Source organism: Exiguobacterium sp. FD-YE-25-4, from assembly GCF_057004685.1.
Genome location: NZ_CM168041.1, coordinates 2,258,721 through 2,271,279 on the forward strand (window position 1 = coordinate 2,258,721; position 12,559 = coordinate 2,271,279).

Consider the following 12,559-nt stretch of genomic DNA (forward strand, 5'->3'; position numbering starts at 1 on the left):
GAGAGCCGCGATGGCTCTCCTTTTTATAATGCTTCAATCACCTCTGTAACGTCGGCACGACCTTCTTGAAAAACACCTCGACGAGTTCCGGGTCGAACTGTCGGCCTGCTTCTTCTGCGATGACCGCGAGCGCTTCGTCGAGCGTCTTCGCTTTCCGGTATGGGCGTCCCGTCATCATGACGTCGAACGTGTCCGCGATCGAGATGATGCGTGACGCGAGCGGAATCTGCTTTCCGCTGATGCCTTTCGGATAACCGTTCCCGTCCCATCGTTCATGGTGGGCGAGCACGATTTCCGACAGTGGACCATACTCCGGCACCGTACTCAAGATGTTGTAGCTCACTTCGGGATGACGTTTGATTTCACGCCATTCGGCCTCGGTCAACGTGCCCGGCTTGTCTAAAATCTCATTGCTGATCGCGACCTTGCCGATATCATGCAGTGTCGCTGCCGTGACGAGTTCGTTCACATCGGCACTCGTGAAGCCCATCGCCCGTCCGAGTTGCCGTGACAGCTCGGCGACGCGTTGCGAGTGCGCTTCCTCGCGTGGAATTTTCTCGTAGAGCGTTCGCATGATGAGCTGAATCGAATGGTGGCGTCGGCTTTGTTTCTCCGACACTTTATGGTGATACATCCGGTCCTCGGCCAAATTGAACACTTCCGCGATGGAGAGCGCGTCATCGTCCTTCACCGCTTCCCCAAACGATGCCGAAATCGGCAGCCCTTCGATCGATTTGGCGAGGAACAGTTGGCTCAGGCGATCGGACAGCCGATTCGCCTCTTCAAGTGACGTATTCGGCATGATGATGACAAACTCATCCCCACCGATTCGAGCGACCGTATCCTTCCCTCGAATTTCACGTTTGAGCGTCATCGTCGCCTCGATCAACAAACGATCCCCGACGAGATGACCGAACGCGTCGTTCGTCAGCTTCAACCCATTGACATCGACGACGATCAAGGCGAGCGGATAATAGTCCGGCTCGTCGTACGTGATGAGCGCCTCATCGAAGTAACGGCGATTCTTCACCCCGGTCAACTGGTCGTGATAACTCAAATACTCGATTTCCATCTCATATTTCTTCTTCTCGGTCACGTCACCGATATAGCCGTGCCAAAGGACGTGCCCTTCATCAAGCTTCTCTGGACGCGACGATCCTAAAATCCACGTCGTCCGGCCGTCGGGCGTCAGGACACGAAACTCCGCATCCCAAATCGTCAAGTTCTCGTACGACGTCTCAATGCTCGCCATCACGTTCGGATAATCTTCGGGATGGATTTTTGAGAACACGAGACCCGGGTCTTGTTTCATCTCCTCGAACGTAATACCAGTCAGCACCTCGAATCCTCGGCTAAAGAATGGGAAGTGGAAGCTGCCGTCCGGGCGCCGCTCGAACTGATAGATGGCACCGGGCACTTGATCGGACAGCTTCGTGAGCAATCGGTCCCGCTCGGCGAGTTCTTCCTCGAGTTGGACGCGTTCCGTCACGTCTTTGGCGACGGCGTAAATATAGTTGCCTTGGACTTTTGAATGCCACTCGATTGATCGATAGTCTCCATCGATCGTCCGGTATCGGTTGACGAAACGGAAGATGTCCTTCCCTTCTTCGAGCAAGGCGAACGCTTCATTCGTCTTCTCGACGTCATCGGGATGAATCAGGCTCGTGAAGTCCATGTTCTCGAGTTCTTCGAGCGGAAACCCGAGCACACGCTCCCACGCCACGTTCAAATGGAAAATCTCATGATTGGTCAGGGACATGATGCACTCCAAGTCGACGGTCGCGAACCCTTCGAACATCGACTCTTTTGCATCCCCGATTTGCCGGTCCGCTTTCGTCATCTGTTCGAGGATGTGCACGATATACAATTCGACGAGCCCAAGGCGGCTCGCCTCTTTATTTCCTTGCATGACAATCGTCAAATCCCCGTAAAAGACACCGTCCTTCTCGATTTTAAACAAGACGACTTGGCCAAGGTCAAAAATCCGTAAAATATTTTTGATCAGTCGTTTCGGCAACACCCCGTCGACGAGCGGTAAAATGTCGTCGAACACGATTGGGCTCGGTGCCTCGAGTAACTTGGACCGTTTCGGGCTCATCGGCCATTTGCGGCCGACCGGATGGAAGCCTAGCACATCGAGACTGCGCTCGAGCAGTTCATCAATGCCCGAGAGCGCCACGGTCGAGTACGTCTGTCCATCATCGTCGACTAAATTGAGCGTCACGGCCTTCGCACCGGTGAACCCTCGAATCTGGTCGAGGAAATGTTGGTTCATCAACAATTCTCGTCCGGTCGTCACGAAGCGGTGCGACACGTTGACGAGTTGTTTCAGCGCATTGTTCTCTTGGACGTGCGGTGTGATGTCGTGGAACAGCGTCGACACATAACCCGGACGCTCGCTAAAGACAGACAGTTCATACCAGGCCTTGTTGCGACGCGAGAAATGTTCGAACGTGATGGCTTCGCCACTGCCGACGGCCCGCGCGACTTGGACGATCCATTCCCGTTCGCTGTATTCAAAATCTTTCAACTTGTCGGTGATCCGTCCACCGAGAAAATGTTCGCGCTTTGCTTTCATGATGCGCTCGAACGCTTCGTTCACTTCATGAAACTCGTAATCGACGGGCTCCCCCGCCTCATCGTAGAGCACTTTAAACTCGACGTAGCCTTGGGGCATATGGCGCAACAAGGATTGAAATTTGGTCTGGTCTAAGTCTGCCACGTCGGTCCCTCCTCCGTTCAATTCTACTTTTCAGTTTACCTCATTTCTTACAAATTCCCTATATTTTCCGAATCGATTCTCGCCAATATGCGCACATTAAGTTTTTGTAAATGACACCTCTCGGCTTGCACCTCCCCATCTCGATTGTTAGTATGATTACGAAAACCGATATCGAAAACCGATTTTAAGGAGATGATGCACGTGGAAGACCGCGTTCTTCGAAAACTGTTTCTCGGTTTTATCCATATCCATATCTTGCACCACGCCTCTGAACACCCGGTGTACGGAGCATGGATGGTCGAGGAGCTCCGCGAGCACGGCTACTCGATTAGCGCCGGCACGCTCTATCCGATTTTGCACTCGATGGAACAAGACGGGCTGCTCGTCCGGACGAACGAGCTCGTCGAGGGTCATATCCGGAAGAATTACACGACGACCGAAAAAGGCCTCGTCGTCTTGGCGGAAGCCCGTCAAAAAGCGTATGAACTATTCAAAGAAATTAAGGAGTGAAGCACATGTCCAACCAACGCGTAACGTTCAAAACGTTACTTGAGATTTTATTCGTATCGACCCGGCTCGGCCTGACCTCGTTCGGCGGACCGGTCGCCCACCTCGGCTATTTCCATGAGGAGTACGTCCGCCGTCGCAAATGGATGGACGAACGCGCCTATGCCGACCTCGTCGCCCTCTGTCAGTTCTTGCCGGGCCCGGCGAGCAGCCAGGTCGGTATCGGCATCGGGATCGTCCGTGGCGGCATCCTCGGCGGGATCACGTCGTTCATCGGGTTCACGGCCCCGTCCGTCATCGCCCTCATCTTATTCGCCCTATTGGTATCGGGACTCGACGTCTCAGACGCGGGCTGGCTTTATGGATTGAAAGTCGTCGCCGTCGCCATCGTCGCCCACGCCATTCTCGGGATGGCCGGTAAATTGACGCCGGACGCGAAGACACGGACAATCGCGTTCTTCGCACTCGCCGGAGTCCTGTTATGGCAGACGACCTATAGCCAAGTGCTCGTCATCTTGCTCGCCGGACTTGCCGGATTCTTGCTGTTCAAACCGCAAAACCTCGACGTCAAGTCGGCTTCGTTCCCGCTCTCGAAACGGCTCGGGGCGACGCTTCTCGGCCTGTTCGGGGCGCTCCTCGTCATCTTGCCGATCTTACGGGAGATGATCAAGAGTCAATCGGTCGCCATGTTCGATAGCTTCTACCGCGCCGGGGCCCTCGTCTTCGGCGGCGGCCACGTCGTCTTGCCGCTCCTCGAGCGCGAACTCGTACCGGCCGGTTTCTTAAGTGAAGAGGCGTTCCTCGCTGGTTACGGGGCCGCCCAAGCCGTACCGGGACCGCTCTTCACATTCGCGTCTTATCTCGGGACGGTCATCAATGGCGTGCCGGGAGGTCTGCTCGCCACGCTTGCCATCTTCTTGCCGGCGTTCCTGTTGATCCTCGGCGCCTTGCCGTTTTGGGATGCACTCCGTCGCAACCCAAAAGTCGCCGGTGCGCTCATCGGTGTCAACGCTGCCGTCGTCGGGATTTTGATTGCCGCCTTCTATCAGCCGATCTTCACGAGCACGGTGAACGGTGCGGTCGACTTCGTCTTCGCTGCTTTCTTGTTCGCCATGATCGCGTATTGGAAGATGCCGCCTTGGGCGCTCGTCATCGTCGGGGTCATCGGCGGGATGATCATCGGCACGTTATAACACGAAAAAGGGACTTCATTGCGAAGTCCCTTTTGTCATGGCCGCCATTTCCAGCGCATATAATTGATGAATAGTTTCACGTACGCCAGCTGCTCGCGGACGACGTACTTCAATTTCGTTGCCGGGGGCGTCTTTGCGTAGAGCGCATCGATCGCAAGGCCAAAATACAGCTTACCGACGAGCCGGGCCCGCCTGACGTGAAAATCGTTCGTGACGACGGTCAGACCAGACTCCCCACTCCAAATCGGACGGCTGAACAGAAAGTTCTCGTACGTCGACGTCGACTCCGCTTCGATATGGATTCGCGCCGCATCAATGCCACGTGCCGTCAACTCCCGGGCAATGACGCGGGCCTCCGCCATTCCTTCATCAGGTCCTTGTCCCCCAGAAGCGATGAGTTCGACGTGCGGATATTGATTCGCGTATTCAGCCGCCGCTTCAATCCGGTGCAACAAGGCACGGGACGGTTGAATCCCGTTCACTTTTGCACCGAGGACGAGGACGTAGCGATACGTGCCGTCAGCGTTTCTTTGTGCCATCTCTCTCACCTGCCTCGGGATGATTATAGCAATCTTTTTAAAATCGAGGGACAACGAAGGACCGATGGAATTTCCACCGGTCCTTCGTTATAGCCGCCAAGTCACATAAAGAACTTACCAATCGGATGTGATTTCGCTTTGTCGAGTTGTTGCTTCAACGTCTCGATTTCTTTAGCCAAACCTTCTTTCTCAGATTCAAGTTGCTTCACCGTCGTTTCAAGGGTGGACACTTGCTTGTCCTTGTCACGATTCGAACGGTTCGCCGCAATTAAGTCACGTTTCACTTGGTTCGTGTTCTTACGGGCTTGATCTCGTTCTTCTTTCGTTTGCTTACGGAGCGCTTCTTTCTTATCGAGCTTCCCTTCTAGCAATTGGGCCGCCCGATAATAGTTGAGCTGTTCGTAACGGCTGTACGGATACACCGCCTCCACTTCGACAGCAGGCCCGCCATCGGCGATCACTTCTTGGAGCAATTGCTCCAGACGAGTTTGGGGGACCACGTCTCGGAATTCTTGGTCGACCAACTCGGCTGAGAATGTCGAGAGTTCAGCCCGGTACGACTCGTCCTGTAGGCGCTTGATTTCATCACCAATCGAGCCGCTCTTATAGCCGTCATACTTTTTCCCGATACCGCCAAAGTTAATTTTGGCAGCGTCACGCCATGACTCTGGAGTGATCAAGCCGTGGTAGCCTTTACTGCCGACGGCAATCGTTGGCTTTCCGACAGCCATGGCTTCGAGTGCCGCTCGACCTGGAGCGATAATAAAGTCGGCTTCGCTCATCGTCTCTGGAAGCTCTTCCTGACTGAGCCAGCCGAGCCATTCGATTTTTTGGTTCGTCCCTTCAACGGTCTCTTTATACCGAGCCTCGTACTTCTCGCGCTGAGTCCCGTCTCCAATCACATACCAATCAATCGGCATTTGTTGGACGCGCTCATCTTTCAAACCGTCTAAAAAGACGTCTAAAATAAACAGCTTATCTGGGTCAATGCGGGATGAGAACATCCCGACGAGACGTTCTTTCTTACGCGCTGGTTTTTTCGGTTGGAACAAATCCGATACCCCGTTCAAGATGACTTCTACTTTCGGGGCAATCTGTGGACAATGGTCCACCAAATACTCCGCGATTTTGTCAGACACAGCAATGACTTTTGAGATACTCGTATGGTACTGATCGATGTCATCGTGATACATCCCATGAATGACGAGCACGAACGGAATATTCTTTGCCTCCGCCACCGCGACACCGAGTTGGCGAGAGTTGAACGGGTGGGCATAGACGACGTCGAACGGCAATTCAATCAACTGCTCGATCACGTCTTTGACATTCTCGTTCGTATAGTCCGTCTCGATGACGGTCCCGCCGAGCGAGCGAATCTCATCCGCAAACGGACCTGGTTTCGAGACGACCGTGATATCGTGTCCATGTTTACGTAAATGGCGGACCGACGCTAAAATGTGAAGGTGCAGCCCACCCATCGCCGAGTGGAAAAATACAGGTAACAGAATCCTCATTTGATTGATCCCTTCTCAATTTCGTGTGATATACAGCTTAGAACGAATCTTCGTAATCCCCAGACATCCCGGAGATGCGGTCGTTATGCATGAACAAGACGAGGTCGACATCGTTCTCTTCGACGTAGTCCGTGATATCGACTTTGCCTTCCGCGTAGCGGACGTCAATCGCCGACACTGTCCCGAACGATTCACCGAGGAAGCCGAGCACCGGGTTGGCGTACGAATCCTTCAAGACGAGCACGTGCAAGTCGTTGACCGGATCTTTCTGCTCGATGCGCAGCTGTCCATAGTTGTCTCCCATGAATACACGATAGAAGTCAGAGAACCGAGCCGTCTCTTCGGCTTCTTCGCGCACGACGACAGAGTGGCCGCAGTCATCACCGTTCCGGCAGACCTCGGTCGTGAAGCCATCTTTCGGTTCCAACCATTCCAAGTAGTCGAGTCTCTCGACGTACGGGAGTGAGATTTCACGGGCGTGCGAGCCGAAGTACGGTTGGTCGATCTTGAACGTCTCCATATCGGACGCCTCAAGTTTCGGCACGTCCGCATAGTCTTCTTGGAGCCGTTCGATGATTTGTTGATACCCGAGGAAAGCCCCGTGGACGTTCCAATGGTGGTCGTTATAGAAATAGATGTCTTCCATCGGTTGATTGAAGATTGTCTCGCCGAGGTCGATGAGTTCGAACTCGGCCCCTTCGACCGCGTCATGTAAATTGCCGCGGCTCTCCAAGTCCCCGCTCATGACGTAATCCGGAATCAACTCATTTTTAGAGGCGAAAGCCGGCTTACTTGGAGCTGAGGCGAAGTAGACCGGGACGTCCTGTTCTTGCATCGCCGCCCCGAATTCCGGGAACAGGCGCTTCATGTTGTCAAACCCGCGCACCGGTTCGTCTGGACTGATGAGCACCTCATTATCGAGGGCGAGCACCCCGTTATTGACTTGTTGTCGGAAAATGTTCTTTTGGAAACCGGCCTGGAGCCCCATCCAACGGTCACGTTGGAACACTTGGTCACTCGAATAGGTTTCAAACGCTTCCATATAGGAGCCATCGCGCACGGCCTTGACCGATGCTTCCGGTTGTTGTGCGAGTTCACGCCCTTCTAACACGGACACTTCCCGATCTTGACCGAACCAATACGTGGCCAGACCGAGAAAAAGTACGCCTAGAAACACACCGAGCAATAGAAAATCAGCGAACCAGGACTTTTCAAGCCCCTTCGGTTTTTCTTTGATCGGGCGTGGACCAGGCTTTCGAGAATCTAACGGCTTCTGCATCGTATTGCTCCTTTCTCTTTAGAAGCGGAAGTAGATAAATGGATTGAACGTGCTCGACACGATATACGAAATCGATAAGAAGAAGAGCACGGTCACGCCCGTCACACGGACAAGTCCGACGATGCGACGAGTCGTCATCGATTTCGTCTCATCGAGTTCTTGGCTCAATAGTTTCCCGACGACGATGCGCGGGATTGGCGTTGCCCCTATGATGGCGATCGTGAGGACGACACCGTATTGAACCAAGTAGTAGAGCGCTTGTTGGTCGAATAGCGGACCGCCGTGAAGACCGAACATCGCCTGTAAATAACTGATCGCATATGGGAAATCGTCGGCTCGGAAGAACACCCAACCGATGATGACGACGAACAGCGTGAACGATAGCGACAGCCAAGACGGCATCGCTTTCAACCATTTCCCAAGAAATGCACGTTCGAGCATGATGAATACCCCATAGTATACACCCCAGGCGATGAACGTCCAGCTCGCCCCGTGCCATACACCGGTCAAGAGCCAGACGATGGCCAAGTTACGATACGTCTTCCACTCGCCTTGGCGATTTCCGCCGAGCGGGATGTAGACGTAGTCTCGGAACCAGCTTCCGAGGGACATGTGCCATCTGCGCCAAAACTCCGAAACAGAACGTGAGATATACGGGTAGTTAAAGTTCTCTAAGAAGTGGAACCCAAACATGCGCCCTAGCCCGATGGCCATATCCGAATAACCTGAGAAATCGAAGTAAATTTGGAGCGAATAGGCGATGACCCCGATCCAGGCGAGTGTCGTCGACATCTCGCCGGCCGGCATGCCGAAAATCTGGTCGGCGACGTAGCCGGCACTGTTCGCTAAAATCATCTTCTTTCCGAGACCGATGACGAAGCGCTGAATCCCAGACACGAAGTCATCAATCGTCTCGCGCCGGTCGACAATTTCATCGGCGACCGTCTGATAGCGGACGATCGGTCCGGCAATCAATTGCGGGAAGAACGAGACGTAAAGTGCCAAGTCGAAAATGTTGCGCTGGACTTGACCATCTTTGCGATACACGTCGATGACATAACTCATCGCTTGGAACGTGAAGAACGAGATGCCGAGCGGGAGCGGGATTTCCGGGTCGTTCAGCGAGAAGCCGAGGACGCTGTTGACGTTCTCGACGAAGAAGCTCGCATATTTGAACACCCCGAGCATCCCTAAGTTCCCGAGCACCATGAGTGTCATCCATAACTTGATTTTCTTTTCATGTTGTCGGTCACGATCGACGAGCCGTCCGAAGACGTAGTTCATCACGATCGACGCGAGCATGATCAAGACGAATCGCGGTTCGCCCCACGCGTAGAAAAATAGACTCGCGGCAAGCAAAATCATATTTTTGACGGGACGCGGCGAGATGAAGTACAAACCGATGACGATCGGCAAGAAATAGAATAAAAAGACGGTTGAACTAAATAGCATCTGAGTTAGTCCCTTCCTACAAGATTACTCCTCAAACGAGAGATATAAATCGTCGAGTCGAATGGTCCGGGGCTCCGTCGTCTCAATCACATACTTGTAAGAGAGTTTGAAATACTCCGCACCTTCGACTTGAGGAATCGACTCCTCGATCTGGTTGACGCCCGGGTTGAGCGTCAACTTGAAGCGTTTGTTCGAGACACGTTCCTTATCTTTATATTGCATGAAATACATCTCGAGCTTCACGGTCGCATCGCTGAGCACGTGAATCTGTGTATCGAGGCCAATTGTCTTACAAGGGTCCATCTTGGCGTCGGGTAAAAACATTTGTGACGGCGGGATTTCAAATTTCAAATCGAACAGTTGCACATAAATCGAGTCGGACTCACTCTCCGGCATGAACGTAACTTCTGTCTTATACCCTTCTTCACGCATCCGTAAATGGTCTTTTTGAAAGCCGCGCGGATAATAATGATAAATCGCAGGGCGAATTCGTTTGACTGCCATATCGTTTCCTCCGTTTATAAGAAAAGAGTCGCCGTACGCATGTACGAGACAACTCTTATTCTTTTACATTAAGTTATTAGAAATCCGTTGCCAAAATGGCGTCGACGATGCGTCGTGACGCTTCCCCGTCACCGTAAGGGTTCGAGGCTTTCGACATCTTCTCGTAAGCCGTTGCATCCGAAAGAAGCTCATCAGCGAGACCGAAGATGACTTCTTCCTCGACACCAGCGAGTTTCAACGTACCAGCGGCCACGCCTTCCGGACGTTCCGTCGTATCACGAAGGACGAGGACCGGAACACCGAGTGACGGTGCTTCTTCTTGCACGCCGCCTGAATCCGTGAGGATCAAGTGCGAGATTGACGCATAGTTGTGGAAATCGAAGACGTCGAGCGGCTCGATCAAGTGAACACGGTCGATGTCGTGCAAGATCTCGTTAGCGAGTTCACGGACGACCGGGTTCATATGGACCGGATAGACGACTTCGATATCGTCATACTTCTCGATCAAACGACGGACGGCGCGGAACATGTTGCGCATCGGCTCGCCGAGGTTCTCACGACGGTGGGCCGTGAGCAAGACGAGACGGCGGCCTGATTCACGGATTGAGTCGAGCAACTCGTTCGTGTAGTCTTCACGGACCGTCGTTTTGAGTGCGTCGATGGCCGTGTTGCCCGTGACGAAAATCTTGTCTTCCGGTTTGTTTTCACGAAGCAAGTTCTCTTTCGACGTTTCCGTCGGTGCGAAATGAAGGTCGGCCATCACGCCTGTGAGCTGACGGTTCATCTCTTCCGGGAACGGTGAGTACTTGTTGTACGTGCGAAGACCCGCTTCGACGTGTCCGACCGCGACTTGGTTATAGAACGCCGCGAGCGATGCCGCGAACGTCGTCGTCGTGTCACCATGGACGAGGACGATATCCGGTTTCGTTTCAGCGATGACCTCACCCATGCCTTTGAGCACGCGTGACGTCACGTCATACAACGTTTGTTTGTCTTTCATGATATCCAAGTCGTAGTCTGGCTTGATCTCAAACAACTCGAGCACTTGGTCGAGCATTTGACGATGTTGCGCCGTGACGACGACGATCGGTTCGACCCCTTCACGTTCCTTCAACTCGAGGACGAGTGGTGCCATTTTAATCGCTTCCGGGCGTGTCCCGAAGACAGTCATTACTTTTTTCATCGATTCGCTAACTCCTCTTCTGTGAGCGGCGGCAAGATATACGTCTCGCCGAGCTCTGTAGATTCGACAACGGTTGTCCGGCGTTTCAACTTATCCGCCTTAAACGCGTCTTGTTGGTCTTTCGATAAGTTACGGAACCATCTTAAAAACTTGTTGTATTCGCGTGCGACTTCTTCGACCGGTCCGTATTCGCGGACCTCGCCGAACTCGAGCCAAAGTCCGAGCGTACAGAACTGCCGGACTTGTGACACGGAGTGGCTGATGAAGAAAATCGTCTTGCCTTGATCCTTGAACTCGTTCATCTTCGTGAGACACTTGTCGGTGAACGTTTGGTCACCGACCGAGAGCGCCTCATCGATGACGAGGATATCAGGGTCGATATTGATCGAAATCGCAAATCCGAGACGCGATTTCATCCCGCTCGAGTATGTCTTGACGGGTTGATAGATGAAGTCACCGATATCGGCGAACTCGACAATCTGTGGCGTCAGCTCGGCGATTTGTTGTTTCGTCATCCCGAGCATGAGCCCTTTCAATTCGATATTCTCCATCCCGCTCAAGTTCCCGTTCAAGCCAGACGAGATCGCGATGAGCGCCGTCTTGCCTTTTAACTGGATTTGACCGTGGGTGGGCGGCATGACATCCGCGAGCAGGTTCGACATCGTCGATTTCCCTGACCCGTTGATGCCGATGATGCCGACGACTTCGCCCGGCGGCACTTCAAACGTGACGTTCCGGAGCGCATAGAATTGCTTCCCGTTCGTTTTATTGAGGAAAATCTCCTTCAATTTGTCGGTCGGCTTGTTGTATAACGTATAACGTTTTGACACGTTCTCAAATTTAACTTGATACATGATAGCCTCCTCAAATGTAATCGATGAAATATCGACGGAAGCGCATATGGATCATCGAACCAACAAAGAAGAGGACGAGCACGATCGCCCAGTAGTAGAGACCATACGCCCAGTTGTTCGCGAGCCAATCGGTACCGAGGAACATCGAACGATAGCCTTCAATCAAGTAATACAATGGGTTGACTTGAAGAATATCTGCGAGACGGCCGGTCGGAACCCAAAAAATCGGCGTCAAGTACATGAGCATTCGCATGAGCGATTGCAATAAGTTTTGTAAGTCGCGCACGATGGTCGTCAGTGCGGACGTGATTAACGCTAGCGAGTAAAGTAAGGCAAGAGCACTGATCGCCAAGTAAATGAACCAAAGCGAATGCAGCCCCATCGGATAGCCGAACGCCCACATTAACACGTAGGATACCGCCACTAAAATGGCATGGCGATAAAACAACGATAACAGGACGTACGCAGGAATCGTTGAGATTGGAAAGCTCATCTTAGAAACTAACCCAATCTTCGAATAGACAGACCGAGCCGTGGAAGTGATTGCCGCGGCAATAAAGAACCAGACGACAATCCCCGCAACGAGCCATGGCAGAAACGGCACGCCATCAATCGGCCTGCCGCTTCGAATACCAAATCCAAATACAAACCAATAGACTGCGATTTGCAGCAATGGCGTGACGAATTCCCATAAAAATCCGAGGTACTGCATTGAATAGTTGCTCTTCGTCTCATACGTCGCGAGACGCATGATCAGATACTTACTCGATTGCAGTTCTGAAAGAATAGCTTTCGCGGATTTAAACATGTGA

The 12,559-nt window shown here is 52.8% G+C and carries 10 protein-coding genes and 1 pseudogene; 2 read left to right on the plus strand and 9 right to left on the minus strand.

Annotation, left to right across the window (positions count from 1 at the left end):
- Window positions 1-37: 37 nt before the first annotated feature.
- On the minus strand, window positions 38-2,722 hold the full coding sequence (locus tag AC13H5_RS11630) for an HD domain-containing phosphohydrolase (protein WP_483545796.1): 2,685 nt from the start codon (window positions 2,720-2,722) through the stop codon (window positions 38-40).
- A gap of 201 nt (window positions 2,723-2,923) precedes the next feature.
- On the opposite strand from AC13H5_RS11630, the gene AC13H5_RS11635 reads away from it, so the two are divergent.
- Together AC13H5_RS11635 and chrA are read left to right on the plus strand one after the other, a co-directional pair.
- Window positions 2,924-3,232, plus strand: coding sequence for a PadR family transcriptional regulator (locus AC13H5_RS11635; RefSeq protein ID WP_058764359.1), 309 nt, complete (start codon window positions 2,924-2,926; stop codon window positions 3,230-3,232).
- Between the two features lie 5 nt (window positions 3,233-3,237).
- Window positions 3,238-4,422 carry a chromate efflux transporter gene (chrA, locus tag AC13H5_RS11640; RefSeq protein ID WP_483545797.1) on the plus strand — a complete coding sequence of 395 codons (1,185 nt, stop codon included), beginning with the start codon at window positions 3,238-3,240 and terminating at the stop codon, window positions 4,420-4,422.
- A 35-nt stretch (window positions 4,423-4,457) separates the two neighbouring features.
- Here the strand turns inward: chrA and AC13H5_RS11645 are convergent, their stop codons facing one another.
- From AC13H5_RS11645 to AC13H5_RS11680, 8 genes and pseudogenes are all read right to left on the minus strand, one after another.
- Window positions 4,458-4,961, minus strand: a complete 504-nt coding sequence (locus AC13H5_RS11645; RefSeq protein WP_483545798.1) for a YdcF family protein — start codon at window positions 4,959-4,961, stop codon at window positions 4,458-4,460.
- Window positions 4,962-5,062: 101 nt separating this feature from the next.
- Complete coding sequence (locus AC13H5_RS11650) at window positions 5,063-6,475, minus strand: glycosyltransferase (protein ID WP_483545799.1); 1,413 nt, start codon at window positions 6,473-6,475, stop codon at window positions 5,063-5,065.
- A gap of 37 nt (window positions 6,476-6,512) precedes the next feature.
- Window positions 6,513-7,754: a DHHW family protein gene (locus AC13H5_RS11655; RefSeq protein ID WP_483545800.1), complete on the minus strand. Its 1,242-nt coding sequence runs from the start codon at window positions 7,752-7,754 to the stop codon at window positions 6,513-6,515.
- 18 nt (window positions 7,755-7,772) lie between these two features.
- The gene (locus AC13H5_RS11660) at window positions 7,773-9,206 is read right to left on the minus strand and encodes an MBOAT family O-acyltransferase (RefSeq protein ID WP_034778837.1); all 1,434 of its coding nucleotides are present in this window, start codon (window positions 9,204-9,206) and stop codon (window positions 7,773-7,775) included.
- A gap of 24 nt (window positions 9,207-9,230) precedes the next feature.
- Window positions 9,231-9,710, minus strand: a complete 480-nt coding sequence (locus AC13H5_RS11665; protein ID WP_034778840.1) for a hypothetical protein — start codon at window positions 9,708-9,710, stop codon at window positions 9,231-9,233.
- Window positions 9,711-9,786: 76 nt separating this feature from the next.
- Window positions 9,787-10,893: a non-hydrolyzing UDP-N-acetylglucosamine 2-epimerase gene (gene wecB / locus AC13H5_RS11670; RefSeq protein ID WP_483545801.1), complete on the minus strand. Its 1,107-nt coding sequence runs from the start codon at window positions 10,891-10,893 to the stop codon at window positions 9,787-9,789.
- Between the two features lie 80 nt (window positions 10,894-10,973).
- Window positions 10,974-11,750: pseudogene (gene tagH / locus AC13H5_RS11675) on the minus strand (teichoic acids export ABC transporter ATP-binding subunit TagH); the annotation flags it as partial.
- Between the two features lie 7 nt (window positions 11,751-11,757).
- Window positions 11,758-12,555, minus strand: coding sequence for an ABC transporter permease (locus tag AC13H5_RS11680; RefSeq protein ID WP_034778846.1), 798 nt, complete (start codon window positions 12,553-12,555; stop codon window positions 11,758-11,760).
- Window positions 12,556-12,559: the final 4 nt, after the last annotated feature.